We start from the raw sequence: 17,459 nt of genomic DNA on the forward strand, positions 1-17,459 counted from the left end.
ACCTGTCCGCTAGTCGCGGAGCGTACCGTCGCGGACCTGCGGACGGTCTCAGAACACTTCAGCGCCGCCGCCGATACGTGTCTGGTACACCCGGGCGTCGACCCCGCGCTCGCCGAAGGCGTCGAGCATCGTGCTCGCGATTTGCCGACGGTCTTCCTCTGCGCAGGCGGCGATAACCGTCGGGCCGGCCCCGGAGATTGTGACACCGGTTGCACCGGCCGCCAGCGCGGCTTCACGAACCTGTTCGTAGCCGTCGATGAGCTTCGCGCGGGCCGGCGTCACCACGGTGTCGTGCATCCCCTGACCGACGAGTTCGGGGTCGTCGCGGTGCATCCCCGTCGTCAGCGACGCGGCGTTGCCGACCGTCTCTACCATCTGGTCGACGCGGGCGGTCTCCGGGACGACGTTACGCGCGTCCCGCGTCGAAACCACGATATCGGGGAGACACGCGACAAGCGGGATGTCGGCGTCGACCTGCGTGACGCCCTTGTCGGTTGCGATGGTGAACCCGCCCATGATCGAGGGGGCGACGTTGTCGTCGTGGGCGTCTCCGGAGACAACAGCCTCGCCCTTGGCGGCGATGGGGACCAGTTCCTCGCGGGAGTAGCCGCGGTCGTACAGTTCGTTCAGCCCAACGGCCGCTGCGGCGGCGCTGGCCGCGGAGGAGCCAAGCCCCGATGCGGGGCGGACACCCTTATCTATCTGAATGCGTGCCGGCGCGTCAAGTGCGTCAGCGACCGCGCCGACGGTGTTCTTGTCGGGGTCTTCCGGGATGTACTGGCTGCCAGCACCGGTTACGTCGATGGTCACCCGGTCAGCTTTCTCCAGACGGACAACGTCGGCCGGACGCTCCAGTGCAACGCCGAACACGTCGAAGCCGCTCCCGAGGTTCGCACTGGTAGCCGGCGCCCGGACTGTCAGCATGCCTGCGAATTTCAGCAGTGTAGGCAAAAAGGTAGCGAACCGACACTGTGGCCGTTTCCCAGTACTGAGAACGCGGCCCAAAGGCATAATGCTGGGAAACCTGACGTTGGGATAGGTATTGCTATGGATGTCGACATTGCAACGGTCGCCATCCTCGGGAACGCGGGTGGGGCGCTCATTGGTTTCGCAGTTGCGATTACCGCCACCCGATATCAGGATGTCCCCGGCGCTCGCCAGTACAGCTGGCTCGCGCTGGCTGGAGGAAGCTGGTGTGCCGTCTCGATGGCGAAGATCATTGCCAGTAATCCTGCAGTGGTAGAGACAGCCTATGTGATAGCACGAACCGTCTCTTCGCAGATAATCGCGCTCTGGATTATTCTCGTTCTTGTCTACACCGGGCGCCGCTCGTGGCTCCGACCGTCTCGTCTCATTCCACTCTTGATTGTGGCGAACGCAGACGTACTGCTACTATTGCTCGGTCAGGGACGCTTCGGTCAGGCGATAGCTGTCCCCGTCACTCAGAACGGTGTAACGCTGCTCGCCGTTCAGCGCGGGGTCGCCTTTGCGGCTACGCTGACCATCTCTTATCTGCCGGTGCTGCTTGGGTACGGGTTCCTGATCGAATTCCTGTTTCGGTCGGGAAACATCTACCGGCGCCAGACTGCGGTAATCGGCGCTGGAACTGCTCTCCCGATGATTGCCGCCCTGCTGTACGACCTCGGGTACACGCCCCATCCCGCTATCGACTTTACGCCGGGAGTGTTCGCAGTGAGTATGTTGTTCGTCGGCTGGGCGCTATTCGAGGATGAATCCCTGTCTGTAACGACGCTGTCGGGTGACACCCTCGTCGACAATCTCCCCGACCCGGTCATCGCTCTCAACGACGACTGTGTCATCATTGATTATAACGCCGCGGCGGCCAGCGCGCTGGGTCATCCGGAGCCCAACGGGGAGCACCTCGATAACATCGCTCCCGGTCTTTCAGAACAGATCGAGCGTGGCGAGGTGTTCTCGCTCGGGGATTCGATTACGTACTACAACCCACAGACGACGAGCCTCACCGACCAGTTCGGGACGGAACGTGGTCGCCTCGTCGTGCTCAGGGACGTCACCGGGCAGCAGCGCCGTCAGGACCGACTCGAAGCGCTGCAGGCCGCGACCCAGCAGTTCATCGAGGCAGAAACCGCCGAGGCGGTCGCGGAGATGGCCGTCGAGTTCGCGACGGCCGTGCTTGACCAGAACGCGGCGGGCGTGTTCCTCGAAGAGAATAGCGTTCTTGAACCGGCCGTCATCAGCGAGACGATCGAAAATAACGTTGAGGAAGAACTGCTATACGGGTCACCGACTGACAGGCCCGAAAGCAAACTCTGGCAGACGTACGAAACCGGTGAGATACAGACTGTCTCGCTGGAGCAGGACGGACTCGACCCGCTCGACAACGCGCTTATGCTGCCGCTTGGCTCCCACGGCGTGATGGCGATCACCGCATACGGCAGCACCTTCGCCACGGAGGACAGGCGATACGCCGCGATTCTCGCACAGACGACGCAGGTCGCCCTCGATCAGGTTGAGCGCGAGCGCGAACTCCGCCAGAGCCGGAGCTCAGTCCAGCGACGCCGCGAACAGATAGAGTTCTTCAACGGCATCCTCAGACACTCGCTGCACAACGCGATGGTCGTCATCCGCGGCCGCGCGGAGCACATCAGGGATGATGTCCCGTCATCAAAACAGCGCCATCTCGACAGCATCAGCGACTGGTGTGGGACGCTCACAGAGATGAGCGAAACGATCCGGGATATCAACAACACGGTGACAGCAAGCGAAGCCGAGCGGCTGGACACCGTCGATCTTAACGCCACACTCCGGCGCTCAATTGAGTCGCTCCGAGTCGAGTACGATTCGGTATCGGTCTCCTGCGAACTGGACGGTGAGTACAGCGTGCAGGCGAATGAGTTGCTCGAAGAGGTCCTCCTGAGCATCCTCCGGAACGCGGTCGACCACAACAACGCCGACACCCCGCAGGTAACCGTCTCGGTCCAGCAGGCCGGCGACTGGCTGCAAGTCCGCATCGCTGACGACGGCCCCGGTATGAGCGATGAATTAAAGACGAAAGTGTTTGAGCGCGGGCTCTCACCCGACCAGACCGCCGACGGGTTCGGCCTCTACTTCGTCTCGGTCATGATGGAGCTGTACGGCGGGACGCTCTGGTTCGAAGACAACCGCCCGACGGGGACGGTCGCTGTTCTCGAACTCCAGCGGGCGGTGACGTGCAGCAAAGCCGGCGACGACCCCCAGTCCGGCGACACCGAGACGGCGGCGACCGAAGCGCAAACTAAATCCCACAACCGCTGATAGGTCGGGGTATGATTGGCGTCGTCGGTGGCGGTATCGCCGGCCTCTCGGCAGCGTACCGGCTCCAGCAACGTGGTCACGAGGTACGTGTCTTCGAGGCGAGTGAGGACCTCGGCGGCCTGGCAGCGACCTACGAGACGGCCGGAGACCCCATCGAGAAATTCTATCACCACCTCTCGAAATCCGAGGAAACAATCGTCGACCTCGCCGAGGAACTGGGCCTCGGTGATGCGGTCGAGTGGCATATCGGGGAGAACGCCTACTACGTCGACGGCGTCGTCCACCCCATGGACAAGCCCTGGGAAATCCTCTCGTACCCGCACCTCTCGCTGTACGACACGTTCCGGCTGGGGATGCTCGTTCTCGATATCGACGTTCGCGGCGGCGTCCCGTCGTTCGACACCTACGAGCGGCTGGAAGACTTCGAGGGCGTGCCCATCGAGGAGTTCGTCGTCGACCACACTACCCGGGGCGTCTACGAGAACTTTTTCGAGCCGCTGCTCGATGCGAAGTTCGGCGACCGGAAAGACGACGTGAGCGCCGCGTGGCTACTCGGCCGAGTCAAATTCCGCGGCGAGCGGGACATCCTGAACGGCGAGATTCTGGGCTACTTCGACGGCGGATTCGGTCGCCTGCTCGACGCGCTGGTCGACGCCGTCGGCCGCGACAACATTGCAACTGGCACGCGCGTCTCCGACATCGATACGAGTGGCGGGACCGTCTCGTCGCTGACGGCCACGGACGGAACCGAGACGACGGTTCACGACGTTGACAGCGTCGTCGTCGCGACGATGCCGAACGTGCTGGAAGCCCTGACCGGCTACACCTGCGACATCGATTTCCAGGGGACAGTATGCTCGGTTATCAGCATGGACGAACCCTTGCTTGATACGTACTGGCTGAACATCGCCGACGACGCTCCCTTCGGCGCGCTCATCGAACACACGAACTTCGTCTCCGCGGAGCGGTACGGCGGCGAGCATCTGCTGTACGTCGCCCGCTACATTCAGGACGAATCCGAAGCCATCTGGCAACAGAGCGACGACGAGGTCGCCGAGACGTGGCTGCAGGGCATCGAATCGCTCTTCCCTGATTTCGACCGCGACGCCGTCAACTGGATTCGAACAGGGCGCAATCCACGGACTGCGCCGGTCTACGAACGCGGGTATCTCGACATGGTCATCCCGTACGACCTGAGCGACGCCGTCGCGGACGGCCTCTACTACGCCGGGATGGCCTCACGTGCCCAGTACCCGGAGCGCTCGCTCAACGGCGGTATCGTCGCGGGCTTCGAGTGCGCCGACCGCATCGCACGCGACCCGTCTGCGGCGACGAAAACCGACGAGTCGCCGCTTTCGGAAGCCCAACGCTGAGGGCTTTGCTGCCCGAGTCGATATCCTACGCTCCGGCCATATGTTGGCTGCCCCTTCTGATTACGGCTGATACAGCGAAAAACAGGCCTCCGACCGCCGTCTGGCTCAGTCGCCGGCCGCGCTTTCCACGTCGTCCTCGTCGATGACCGGCGCGTCGGTCGGGCTCACGTCGTCCGGTTCCTCGCGGCCGCCACCGACTAGCATCTCGCCGTCCTCGGTTTCGACGTAGACGTCGTCAGCAAAGCCACCGACGGCGTGGGGGTGTTCCGGCTCGTCCAGTCGCTCTGGCGTCGACGGCGCGTCGGTGACGCCGCCGGCCGGCCGGAACGTCCCGAGCGGGTCGTCGATGGTGATGCTGTGCGCGTCGAAGAAGTCCGCGTACCGCTCGTAGTGGGCTTCGAGTTCGTCGGCCGGGAACTCCATCATCTCCGTCCAGCCGTGGTTGTAGAAGTCGAAATTCGCCTGAATGTGGGTGATTTCCCGAGCCTCAGCCTCCGAGTACTCTGCTTCGAGTGCAGCCACGTAGGTGTCCATCGTGCCGTCGAAGAAGTCATCGAGGTGGTCGCGCCGCTCCTCCCGGTGTGCCTCGTCGGCCTTCCCGAGGAAGATTTTGGTGTGGAGTTTCACCAGCCCGTAGTTGGCCACCGACCGGACGCCGGGTGTGGTCAGCGCCTTCTTGCTTGCCCAGTGGCGCGGGTTCTGGTAGATTTTCATTTCAATTTCGAATACGGGCCCCAGCGCCTTCAAATCCCCGACTATCGGTGTGTTCAGTTCGCTATCGGAAACGATACGCAGATAGCAATCCACATTAGGCCTGATTTCGTACCGGCCGTACATGAGCACGTCGCACGTAATCATCGGTGACGGCATCGCGGGTGCGTCCGCAGCCGAAACAATCCGGGAAGCGGACCCGGATGCGTCGGTCACAGTCCTGACCGACGAGGGGGAGGCACTGTATAACCGGATTCTCATCAAGGAGTTCGCCAAGGGGAAGCTGCCGGAAGCGCCGATCTCGATCCACGAGCCGGAGTGGTATGACGAACGCGACATCGACCTCCAGCTGAACACTCACGTGACGGACATCGATCCCGATGCCCACGAGATCCAGACCCACGAGGGGGACACCTACGAATACGACAAGCTGCTGGTGGCTACGGGTGGGACGCCGGCACAGGTTCCGGTCGAGAACAGCGACGCCGACGGCATCCACCACTTCTGGACGTTCCAGGATGCACGTGGCATCCGTGAGCACGCCGACGAGGCCGACCAGGGTATCATCGTCGGGGCTGGACTGCTCGGCATCGACCTCGCGGCGGTCTGTGCCGCACAGGAAATCGACGCGAAGTACCTGATGCGTGGCAACCGCTGGTGGCGCTACGCGCTCTCGGAGGAGGGCGCAGAGATCATCCACGAGGCCCTCGAAGAGAACGGTGTCGAACCCGTCTTCGAATCCGGCGTCGACCACTTCGAAGTCGACGACGACGGTCACGTCACCGGCGCGGTCGACCCCGACGGCAACCACTACGAGGGCGAATGGGCCGGCGTCGCTATCGGCCTCGATTTCAACACCGAGTTCCTCAACGGGACCGGGCTCGAACTCGACGACGGCGTCGTCGTCGACGAGTACATGCAGACCAACGTCGAGGACATCTACGCTGCGGGTGACCTCACCCAGTTCTACGACACCATCCTCGACTCTCAGGCGCAAAACGGCGCGTGGGGTTCAGCCAAGGAGCAGGGGTCAGTCGCCGGGACGAACATGGTCGCGGACGCCGAGGAAAAGGAGTTCCGCTGGGTCTCCTCGTACTCCATCACGCACTTTGACTTCCCGTTCCTTTCCTTCGGCCATCCGACCCGTGGCGACGACGAAGCCGAACGGAAGTACTCCGACAGCGAGTGGCGGCGGCTCGCCTTCGAGGACGGACAGCTCGTTGGTGGCGTGCTGATCGGCGACCTCTCACAGCAGTCGGCGTTCAAACAGCTCATCCGCGAAGAGCGGCAGGTCGCCGACAAAAAGGAACTGCTGCTGGAGAAGGAAGTCGACCTCGAAGAAGTCAAGGCGCAGACGCCCGCACCGGCCGAATAAGGCCAGCCGACACCGATATTTTTACGCGCTGCGGACGTAGCAGCATGTATGCGCAACGCCCTCTCCCGCGTCGTTGCTTGGCTCAGCCGCCGCAGCGACCGGTCGGGTGAGGCAGACAAAACGGGCGACGAGAGCGGCGGCTTCGCCGGCTCGCGGCTCGATGCGTCGGTCAATCAGGGGCACGGTCAGGGCGACCCACGGGCCGCCAGCGAGATGGCGGCGGTCCAAGAGCAGGCCGACCGGCTCACACAGACGGACCAGCACCGCGAATAACTGCCAGCGGGAGAACGACGCTCTTTTTTCGCCCTAAGGCGGAGAGTCGCGTATGGATGGCGGCAGCGGCGATATGACACTCGCGTTCGACCTCGACGCCCTCAAGCAACTGGCCTACCCGGACAGCGTGTTCAACGACGCGCGCCAGTGGTCTGAGTACGTCGGCGTCATCTCCGAACAGCCCACTTACGTCGTGACCAACTTCACCCGGAAACACCGGATCAGACAGGACTTCTTCTCAGGGCCGCGCGGCCGCGAGGAGAGCCTCGAAAACGTCAAAGAGCAGTTCGACACTGACCGACACGTCTTCGTCGGCGCTGACGACGAGGACGCCGATCTCGCCGAGACGGCGGGCTGGGAGTACCTCCCCGTCACGCAGGCCGCAGAGGCGGCCGACTGGGACCTTGGCGAACCCGAGACGCCGGACACAGCAACTGACGAGGACGAGCAGCGCGACGACTGGCCGTAAGCGGCACAGTCCCGCCGTCGGCGGGTATCTACGATTCGACTAGTTTTATATTTTCCCGGAGAGCGACTGAAGATATGGCCCTCCAGATCGGCCGTGCTTTCCAGGACGGTATTGACGAACTACTCAGCGAACGTGGGGCGATGTTTGCCGGCGTATTCATCGTCTATGGATTGCTCAGCTCTGTTGTCTGGGCGTCACTTTCGCAGGCGTTCACAGAACTGTTTCTGGGGCGACTGCCGAGCGATGCACAGGTAAATCAGGCAGCAATGGCTGGGAGTACCCCACTGGCACTCGACCTGCCGCTTGCAGTTACTGGCGTCGGTGCGCTCGTGTTGCTTATCCTCAATGAGGCGCTGAACATCGTCGCAATCCGTGCCTTTGCCAGTGATGACCGCGAACCGATTCCCGACAATGTGGGCCGACGGCTCGGGAGGACCGTTGTGGTCGCGATCGCAGCTGGCATCCTCACCACTATCGCAGTGGGTATCGGCCTCATTCTACTCATCATCCCCGGACTGGTGTTTGGACTCCTGTTCTTCTTTGTCCGACAGGAGATTGCACTGAACGACAGCGGCGTTATCGAATCAATTAGCAACAGTGTCAGCGTCGTCACCGACAACCTCCTCGCCACGTTCGTTCTGGCTATTGTGCTCGTGGTGCTTGGATTCGTTCTCGGAGGTGCCGTCAGCTTTCTCCCGATCTCGTTGCCGCCAATGGTGTTGGCGACAGTCTCTACTGTCTTCTCAAGTGTCGTCAGCGTCTTCTCAATCGCTGTGACGACTGTCGCGTACCTCCAAGCAACGGGGTCCAGCTACACACAGGACACAGAGTCCATCGGCGGGCTCTAACCCGCTGTAGTCCGTATCGCGGCCTTTAACCACGCGAGCGACCAATCATGGGTAATGGCTGAACCGCGCGTGCCCGGTGGGCGCGAGTCCGAACTCGAACTGGCCTGTGGCGAACTCGTCGACACGCATGACCTCCATCTGGGGATGCGGGAGTTCGCGTGTGACTGCGGGCAGACTCACGGCGTCGTGCTTGACCCGCACCCGCTGGCACGGTTCGTGCCGGAGTTTCTCACCGAGGTGCTACACGCGACTATCGAGACCAACGACGACTACGATGAGTTCACCACCGTCCACCTGATGGGCGTCGTCATGGAGGAGTTCCCCGAGAAGGTCGTCGCCGCCGACACCAGCGAGGACGGGTCAGTTGGCTTCTCGCTGGCATGGGTGAGTGACTTCGATTCCCGCCGTCTTCACGAAATCGTCGTCGAACTGCTCGTGGAACTGATGGAACACGCTATCAGCCACGCCGAGGACGACGACGTGATGGCGGAGTTCGAGGAGCAGATGCTCCAGTTCGATGTTGACGCATTTGTCGAACAGTACCGCGACGAGCGAAACTTCGACGGCCGATCTGATACCGCGATCTGAGACCGACTGCGACCTGAGCACTTAGTAGGGCGGGCTCGCATACCCACGCATGGCGGGTCGCATCGCGGTCCTGCTTGTCCTCTTGCTTTTTGCGGGCTGTGGAGCCTTCGGCGGGGCGGAGCGACAGACGGTGACCCCAGTTCCGGTGCCCGAGCAGTCACAGGACGACCGGGCCAACCCCGCCGTGACCGAGGACGCTGTCGACGCCAGGCGACTCGCGGCGGCCCACCGGCGCGCGACGCGGAATCGCTCGTACGTGCTGGGAATGCGGCTGTCGCTGGAGTGGGGGACACAAATCGTCAGTCTCGTCGTCGAAGACAGGTATCGCTACCAGTTCCGAACCGAAATTATCAACAAGAATTACACCAAGCAGGTGTACACCAACCGGAACCGACGCTATGTCTACGACGAGCGAGCACAGGGAGCCTGGACCGCAACGCGGCGGCCAACCCCGGTTAGCGGGGTACTCGACCCCGACCCCGCTCGACTCATCGAAGCCTACCTCGCCACGAACGTCAGCGTCGACCGTCCGAGGGACGACCGTGACTCCTGCAGCGTGACGCTCATGGCTACGGACCCGCCGGCGGCGTTTGAACCGGCCGATAATTACAGCGTGCAGGCGACTGTCCGGCCGGACGGCCTCGTCCAGTCGCTCACCGTCTCGTACTGGGACCGCTCCAGAAAGGCCCCAGTAAGCTACGAAATCCGGTACTCCGCGGTTGGCGATACAACCGTCTCCCGACCGGCGTGGGTCCGAAAGCGCTGGGGGAACGCGACAGACAGCGACCCTGAACTGTCCGACAGCCAGTGACACGCCGCCGTCGGTTGATTTCCCGAAATCAGCCGTCTGACTGTTGTCTGACGGTGTTATATGGTGGAAGCGGTGCTGTAACTGTGTATGGCTATGCGTGAGGGAGAGTTCGGGCGCATCCTGACAGTGCTCGAAGAAGCCGATGTCAACGGCACACTGACGGCACGCGAAATCTGTGACCTGCTCGAAGAACACGACGAGGCGTTCGGGAGCGCCCACCGTGTTGCCACAGTCCTTGGTCGTCGTGCTCAGTCCGGCGAGGTCGAGGTTATTCAGGGCCAGCCCTACCGGTATCGCGTTCCCGACCGCGACAACTGACCGTTCTCAGCGCCGCTACCGTCTGTCTGCTATACCGAGACTCGTCTGTGAGAGTGCTGACTATGTGACGCAGACGCATTACGATATTCGAAATTAGGCTTCGAGCTTCGCATTGTTTCGCCGGGCTTATTACGATGTGTAGACTCCGCTCGTACAATGACAGCGGACGAGGACCGTACAATCCTGCTCATCGGCAGTGGCCCGATCAAGATCGGACAGGCGGCCGAGTTCGATTACTCCGGCGCACAGGCGTGTCGTGCCCTTCAGGAAGAGGGTGCCCGCGTCGTGCTCGTGAACTCGAACCCGGCGACGATTATGACTGACCCGGAGATGGCGGACAAGGTGTATCTCGAACCTATCAACACCGAAGCTATCTCTGAGATCATCCGGAAAGAAGAACCCGACGGCGTCATCGCCGGTCTGGGCGGCCAGACTGGACTGAACGTCACCGCCGAACTTGCCGAGGAGGGCGTCCTCGACGAGTACGACGTGGACGTGATGGGGACGCCACTGGACACCATCTACGCGACGGAGGACCGCGACCTGTTCAAACAGCGGATGGAGGACATCGGTGAACCGGTGCCGCGCTCGACGACCATCACGCTCGACGACGGTGAATCGGTCACCGACTTGGACGAGGACTCGCTCATCGACCGCGTCGAATCCGCCGTCGACGAGGTCGGCGGGCTCCCCGTCATCGCGCGCACGACGTACACGCTCGGTGGCTCCGGCTCCGGCGTCGTCGACGAGATGGACGAACTCATCGAACGCGTCCGCAAGGGCCTGCGCCTCTCGCGCAACAACGAGGTCCTCATCACCGAGTCCATCTCCGGCTGGGTCGAACTCGAATACGAGGTGATGCGCGACGCCGACGACTCCTGTATCATCATCTGCAACATGGAGAACATCGACCCGATGGGTATCCACACCGGGGAGTCCACGGTCGTCACCCCCTCGCAGGTCATCCCCGACGAGGGCCATCAGGAGATGCGCGACTCCGCGCTGAAGGTCATCCGCGACCTCGGCATTCAGGGCGGCTGTAACATCCAGTTCGCCTGGCACGACGACGGCACCCCCGGCGGCGAGTACCGCGTGGTCGAGGTGAACCCGCGTGTCTCCCGCTCCTCTGCGCTGGCCTCGAAGGCAACCGGCTACCCGATTGCCCGTGTCACTGCGAAGGTCGCGCTCGGCAAGCGCCTCCACGAAATCGACAACGAAATTACCGGCGAGACGACCGCCGCTTTCGAGCCGGCTATCGACTACGTCGTGACGAAAGTGCCGCGCTGGCCTATCGACAAGTTCCGCGACACGGAGTTCGAACTGTCGACAGCGATGAAATCCACCGGTGAGGCGATGTCCATCGGTCGGACCTTCCCCGAGAGCCTGCTGAAGGCGCTTCGCTCCTCGGAGTACAATCCGGCTGCTGACTTCAACGAAATCGACGACGCGGAACTCGAAACGGAGTACCTCGAAAAGCCAACGCCTGACCGTCCGTACGCGATGTTCGAGGCGTTCTGCCGCGGCTACACCGTCGAGGAAGTCGTCGATATCACCGACATCAAAGAGTGGTACGTCGAGCGGTTCAAAGAGGTCGCCGACGCCGCTGAGGCCGCCCGCGATGGCGACTACGAGACCGCCGCACAGGCCGGCTTTACTGACCAGGAAATAACGGCGCTGGCCGGCGGTGAGTTCAACGATACGCACGTCTCCTGGCTCCCGGCGGATCTGGATGAAGACGGCGGCGACGAGCCGGAAGTCGAAGCGGCGACCGATGGCTCCGGTGTCACAGTCGACACCGTCGAGACGGAGACGACTGACCGCGACTTCAAACTCGTCGACACCTGTGCCGGCGAGTTCGAGGCGACGACGCCGTATTACTACTCGACGCGGGACCCGCTGTCGGGTATCGACCGCGACGAACTCCAGATCGACCCGGACCTCGAAAGTGTCGTGGTCGTCGGTGGCGGCCCCATCCGTATCGGGCAGGGCGTGGAGTTCGACTACTGTTCGGTCCACGCGGTCCGCGCGCTGGAGAACCTTGGCATCGACGCCCACGTCGTCAACAACAACCCCGAGACGGTGTCGACCGACTACGACACGTCCGACGGACTGTTCTTCGAACCAGTTACTGCAGAGGAGGTCGCCGATGTCATCGAAGCGACCGACGCGGACGGCGTGATGGTCCAGTTCGGCGGCCAGACCTCTGTCGACATCGGCCACCCGCTCGAACAGGAGCTCGAACGCCGCGACCTCGACTGTGAGATCATGGGGACCTCCGTCGACGCGATGGACCTCGCCGAGGACCGCGACCGGTTCAACAAGCTGATGGACGAACTCGGTATTTCACAGGCCGAAGGTGGCTCTGCGACCTCCAAGGAGGAGGCCCTCGACCTGGCCCACGACATCGGCTACCCCGTCCTTGTGCGCCCGAGCTACGTGCTCGGCGGCCGCGCGATGGACGTGGTGTACAACGACGAGGACCTCGAAACGTACATCGAGGAAGCCGTCCGTGTGAGCCCGGACAAGCCGATTCTGGTCGACGAGTTCCTCGCCGACGCCGTCGAACTGGATGTCGACGCCGTGGCCGACGAGGACGATGTCCTCATCGGCGGCGTGATGGAACACGTCGAGACGGCGGGCATCCACTCGGGCGACTCCGCCTGTATGATTCCGCCCCGGTCTCAGGAGATCAAGGACGTGATGCCGCGCATCCGCGAGGTCGTTGAGGATATCGCCGACGCGCTCGATACCGTCGGTCTGCTGAACGTCCAGCTCGCCGTTCGTGACGGCGAGGTGTTCGTCCTCGAAGCGAACCCGCGCTCGTCCCGTACCGTTCCGTTCATCTCCAAGACGGCTGGCGTCCCGATCGCCAAAATCGCCGCTAAGGTGATGTCCGGCGCGACGCTCTCGGAACTCGACGTGCAGGAACAGATTCCGGAGCAGGTCTCTGTCAAGGAGGTCGTCCTGCCCTTTGACCGCCTGCCGGGTTCGGATCCGCGTCTCGGCCCGGAGATGAAATCCACCGGCGAGGTCATGGGGACCGCCGGCTCCTTCGGCAAGGCCTACCAGAAGGCCCAGATGGCCGTCGGCAAGGCAATCCCGCTTGAGGGGACGGCCATCGTTGACCTGCCAATCCTCGGCTTCGAGGAGCACTTCGACGTACAGGACTTCGACGACTACGAAGACACCGACGCCATCATCGACGCCATCCAGAGCGGCAAGGTTGACCTCGTTCTCTCCCGCAACCGCGACGTGCTGGAAGCCTGTGTCGAGGAGACTGTGACGTACTTCTCGACTCACGAGAGCGCCGAGGCGGCGCTGGAAGCGATCAACTCCGCTGACCAGCCACTCGCTGTTCAGGCCATCGATGAACGGCCAAAGACCCAGCGCGAGTGGGGCGCTGAGTAACGCGGTCGGCTGTTCTCGGGAGCAGATCACCCACCGCGGTGGCACCGATTCCTGTCACTCGAACGGACAGGTACAAATACTTATTCGTTGGACACGTTCACGTACCATTCATGGCCGATGCCGTACGTGTCCTGCATGTTGAGGACGACCCCGAGTTCGCGTCGATGACGGCGGCGTTTCTCAGCCGTGCCGACGACCGGTTCGACGTGGTCCCGGCAACGTCGGCAAATGAGGGACTCACCCGGCTCAGCGAGGAACCAATCGATTGTGTTGTCTCGGATTTCGAGATGCCCGGTCAGGACGGCATCGAGTTTCTGGAATCCGTCCGAGCTATCGACGAGAACCTCCCGTTCATTCTCTTTACAGGGAAAGGCTCCGAGGAAGTGGCCAGCGAGGCGATTTCGGCCGGTGTGACCGACTACCTCCAGAAACAACAGGGCACCGACCAGTACACAATTCTCGCCAACCGCATCGCCAACGCGGTCGAGCAGTACCGGTCACAGCGGGCACTGGACGCGAGCCGGGAGCGGCTCTCGCTGTTTATCGATAAGTCACCGCTCGGCGTCATCGAGTGGGACGAGAGCTTTGAGGTGGTTCAGGTCAACGAGAAAGGCGAGGAGATCCTGCGGCGTGGGGAATCGGCGCTCGCCGGCAAGGGGTTCGAGACGCTCGTCCCGGACTCGGCGCTGGATGCGGTCGAAGAGACAATCACGGCCCTGCAGGAAGGCAGCGGGGGCTACTATACGGTGCTTGATATCGAGACCGGCGACGGCGAGGAGATCGTCTGTGAGTGGCACAACCGAATCATCCGAGAAGACGGAGAGACCGTCGCGATCTTCTCGCAGTTTCAGGAGATCACGGAGCGTCGGCAGCGACAGCAGCGTATCGAGGCACTGCACGACACAACGCGGGAGCTGATGCACGTTGAGTCACGCGAGGCTGCCGCCGAACTGGTCGTCGAAACCGCGCGTGATCTGCTCGGATTGCCACTCAGCGCTGTCTTTCTCGCCGATGAGTCGGCCGACGCTCTCAGGCCGACCGCAGTGACCGACCAGGCTCAGGCGATTATCGACGACCATCCGACGTTTAGCGAGGGCGATAGTCTGGTCTGGGAGGTGTTCGACTCCGGCGAACAGCGTGTTTTCAACGATGTCTCCACTCACCCCAACCGCTACAACCCTGACACCGACGTCTGTAGCGAACTCCTGATTCCACTGGGCGACCACGGTGTGCTGATCGCCGCATCGACCGATGCCGCCGCGTTCGAGGACGCATCGGTCTCGCTGATGCGAACCCTCGCTGCGAACACCGAGGAGGCCCTTTCCAGACTCGACCGGCAGCAAGAACTCAGAACGCTCACGGAACGCCACGAACTCGCCCTTGAGGGTGCTGAGCTCGGCGTCTGGGACTGGAACGTTCAGACGGACCAAGTCACCTTCGACGAGCGCTGGGCGAATATGCTCGGCTACACGCTCAATGAACTCGACCCGACAGTCGACACCTGGGACAAACTGATTCACCCTAAGGACCGCGAGCGGACCTACGAGGCACTGAACGCCCACCTCGACGGCGAGACGGAGATATACGAATGTGACCATCGCCTCAAGACGGCGACCGGCGACTACCGATGGATCCGCGACATTGGCAAAGTGGTCGAACGCGACGAGAACGGCGATCCGGTCCGTGCGGTGGGGATCCATCAGGACGTGACCGACCACAAAAAGCGGAAACAAGAACTCGAAGACACGAGCCGCAAACTGCAGGTCATTCTCGACACAGCGCCGACGTACATCCTGATGAAAGATATCGACAGCCGCTTTCTCTTCATCAACAGTGCGGCTCGTGAGCTCTACGGGATCGACGCTGACAAATCTGTCGTCGGCCTGTCCGATTACGATATTCTTCCGGACCGCATCGCGGAGCAGACTCACGCCGACGATCAGCGGGCCCTTGAACAGAAAGAGACCGTCGAAGTCGAGACGGTGATTCCGGTCGACGGGACGGAGCGGACGCATCTGACGCGGAAGACACCGATACTCGACGATGACGGCGAGCCGTACGCCCTCTGTGTCGTTGCGACTGACATTACCGACCAGAAACAGCGCGAGCGGGAGTTGGCTCGCCTCACCGACGAGTATGCGGCGGTGTTCGAGAACACCAACGACGCCATCGCGCTCGTCGACATTGAGGAGCCGGCAGACGATCCGACGTTCCGATACGTTCGGACGAACGAGGCCTACGAGCGACAGACCGGGTTCGACACCGAGTCACTGACCGGTCAGACCCCAGTTGAGGCTGCCGGCCCGGACATCGGTCGTCGAATCGCCGACCACTACAAGCAGTGTGTCTCGGCCGGTGAACCTATCACATTCGAGGAGCGGGACCTCCACCCGACTGGCGTCTGGGAGACACAGGTAACACCGATCGCCGCTGACGGAGAGATCACCCGGCTCGTTGCCATCTCACGGGATATCTCCGACCGAATCGAGTACCGCGAGGAACTGGAGCGACAGAACGACCGGCTCGAAGAGTTTGCGAGCATCGTTAGCCACGACCTCCGGAACCCGCTCAGCGTCCTCGAAGGCTCGCTCACCCTTGCCAGAGACACCGGCAACGACGAGCAGTTCGACCGCTGTTACCGTGCAATCGACCGCATGAAGGAACTCATCGAGGATCTGCTGACTCTCGCCCGTGAGGGGGACACGGTATCCGAAACGGAGCCGCTCAACCTCGAACCGACGGCGCTGTCCTGCTGGCATGCTGTCGAGACGTCTGATGCCACACTCGAAGTCACTGCTGAGAGCACAATCTACGCCGACGAGAGCCGCGTTCGCCAACTCCTCGAAAACCTCATCAACAACGCTGTGACGCACGGCGGCCCGGCCGTCACTGTTGAGGTCGGCGATCTCGACGACCCGGGGTTTTACGTCGCCGATGATGGTGGTGGTATCCCGCCGGAAAAGCACGACACAGTGTTTGAGAGCGGCTACACCACCACTGACGGTGGAACCGGCTTTGGGCTCGCTATCGTCAAGGAGATAGCGGCGGCACACGACTGGTCGGTGTCCGTTACTGAGAGCGACGCCGGCGGCGCACGATTCGAGTTCAGGGGCGTCAGACAGGAGTCATAGAGCGGTCGGGCTGTAACGACTGTTATCCATGCACCGATTTCTCAACCATTACATGTCCGAACCGTTGAACCGATATAGTGGTCATAGCTAGTACTCGATTAGCTACTGATGACTATCTGTCCTGTTCTGTGCCAATAATGGCACGTTCGTAACACTCATTTCTGGGGCTGTGACACTAGCAGTATGGACCGTGTTGCAATCGCTGTCGCCGCTCCGGGAATCCGATGATAGAGGACATCACTAAGCGGGCGGAGACAGTCGCTGAGATGGCTCCCAGTGACTCGGTAACGGTAGGTGTCCTCGCTGGATACAAGAGTCGTTTCTCTGAGTCACCACCGCTGAACAACCCACCGCTGACGTACCTCGACGGCGCGGAAGCCCCGGCGTATCTCCTGACCAACGGGAAGCGCGGCATCGGTCGCGGAACGAAACGCAAGACCGACTCACCGGTCGGCGACCGACGGACCGTCATTCTGGTTACCGGCCGCCGGACGCTCTGTCTCATCGGGAAAGACGAGGACGACGACATCATCGAGATCCCACACGAAGCAGTTGCCGACGTTACCACCAAGACCGGGTTCCGTGCGCACCGCCTCGCGCTCCGGACCCCACGGAAAATGTACCACTGCTGGGTGCACCGCAAGACCGACAAAACAACGCTCAAAGCGGCCGCCGAGTTCATCGAGAACCACCAGCAGGACAGTCCGGACGCAATCGACGGCGACGACGACGCCAACCGAGTCATGTACCGCGGTCGCCCCGTCGCACCGCAGAACAACACGGCCAAAAGCGAAGACAGCGACCAGACGAAATACTACCGCGGGCAACCAATCGACGACGACAGCGACTGAAAGACGTGGCTCATGCGCGTCCAAACC

Annotated in this window: 14 protein-coding genes; 12 read left to right on the top strand and 2 right to left on the bottom strand. The window is 62.2% G+C overall.

Annotated features, from left to right (window positions below; all coding sequences use genetic code 11):
- Positions 1-48: 48 nt before the first annotated feature.
- Positions 49-924: a homoserine kinase gene (locus tag RR_RS18890; protein ID WP_049939103.1), complete on the bottom strand. Its 876-nt coding sequence runs from the start codon at positions 922-924 to the stop codon at positions 49-51.
- Positions 925-1,047: 123 nt separating this feature from the next.
- On the opposite strand from RR_RS18890, the gene RR_RS18895 reads away from it, so the two are divergent.
- Complete coding sequence (locus RR_RS18895) at positions 1,048-3,276, top strand: sensor histidine kinase (protein ID WP_049939104.1); 2,229 nt, start codon at positions 1,048-1,050, stop codon at positions 3,274-3,276.
- A gap of 11 nt (positions 3,277-3,287) precedes the next feature.
- Entirely contained in the window at positions 3,288-4,649 is a 1,362-nt protein-coding gene (locus RR_RS18900) for an NAD(P)/FAD-dependent oxidoreductase (protein ID WP_011224751.1), read from the top strand.
- Between the two features lie 105 nt (positions 4,650-4,754).
- Here RR_RS18900 and RR_RS18905 read toward each other — a convergent pair whose 3' ends face one another.
- Complete coding sequence (locus tag RR_RS18905) at positions 4,755-5,363, bottom strand: DUF6149 family protein (protein ID WP_049939198.1); 609 nt, start codon at positions 5,361-5,363, stop codon at positions 4,755-4,757.
- 121 nt (positions 5,364-5,484) lie between these two features.
- On the opposite strand from RR_RS18905, the gene RR_RS18910 reads away from it, so the two are divergent.
- From RR_RS18910 to RR_RS18955, 10 genes are all read left to right on the top strand, one after another.
- Positions 5,485-6,735, top strand: a complete 1,251-nt coding sequence (locus RR_RS18910) for an NAD(P)/FAD-dependent oxidoreductase (RefSeq protein ID WP_011224753.1) — start codon at positions 5,485-5,487, stop codon at positions 6,733-6,735.
- A gap of 48 nt (positions 6,736-6,783) precedes the next feature.
- Positions 6,784-7,008: a hypothetical protein gene (locus RR_RS18915; RefSeq protein ID WP_007189096.1), complete on the top strand. Its 225-nt coding sequence runs from the start codon at positions 6,784-6,786 to the stop codon at positions 7,006-7,008.
- Between the two features lie 52 nt (positions 7,009-7,060).
- A complete protein-coding gene (locus tag RR_RS18920; protein WP_004963972.1) occupies positions 7,061-7,477 on the top strand; it encodes a DUF7124 domain-containing protein in 417 nt (138 codons plus the stop codon).
- Between the two features lie 74 nt (positions 7,478-7,551).
- Entirely contained in the window at positions 7,552-8,325 is a 774-nt protein-coding gene (locus RR_RS18925; RefSeq protein ID WP_011224754.1) for a hypothetical protein, read from the top strand.
- Positions 8,326-8,379: 54 nt separating this feature from the next.
- Positions 8,380-8,913, top strand: a complete 534-nt coding sequence (locus RR_RS18930) for a DUF5815 family protein (protein ID WP_011224755.1) — start codon at positions 8,380-8,382, stop codon at positions 8,911-8,913.
- A gap of 49 nt (positions 8,914-8,962) precedes the next feature.
- Entirely contained in the window at positions 8,963-9,724 is a 762-nt protein-coding gene (locus RR_RS18935; protein WP_011224756.1) for a hypothetical protein, read from the top strand.
- An 87-nt stretch (positions 9,725-9,811) separates the two neighbouring features.
- The gene (locus RR_RS18940; RefSeq protein WP_004963957.1) at positions 9,812-10,042 is read left to right on the top strand and encodes a hypothetical protein; all 231 of its coding nucleotides are present in this window, start codon (positions 9,812-9,814) and stop codon (positions 10,040-10,042) included.
- 156 nt (positions 10,043-10,198) lie between these two features.
- Positions 10,199-13,450 carry a carbamoyl-phosphate synthase large subunit gene (carB, locus tag RR_RS18945; protein WP_011224757.1) on the top strand — a complete coding sequence of 1,084 codons (3,252 nt, stop codon included), beginning with the start codon at positions 10,199-10,201 and terminating at the stop codon, positions 13,448-13,450.
- 110 nt (positions 13,451-13,560) lie between these two features.
- Positions 13,561-16,581, top strand: coding sequence for a PAS domain S-box protein (locus RR_RS18950; protein ID WP_011224758.1), 3,021 nt, complete (start codon positions 13,561-13,563; stop codon positions 16,579-16,581).
- A gap of 224 nt (positions 16,582-16,805) precedes the next feature.
- Positions 16,806-17,432, top strand: a complete 627-nt coding sequence (locus RR_RS18955; protein ID WP_004963949.1) for a hypothetical protein — start codon at positions 16,806-16,808, stop codon at positions 17,430-17,432.
- Positions 17,433-17,459 lie beyond the last annotated feature (27 nt).

It is taken from the genome of Haloarcula marismortui ATCC 43049 (assembly GCF_000011085.1).
GTDB classification, from domain to species: Archaea; Halobacteriota; Halobacteria; order Halobacteriales; family Haloarculaceae; genus Haloarcula; species Haloarcula marismortui.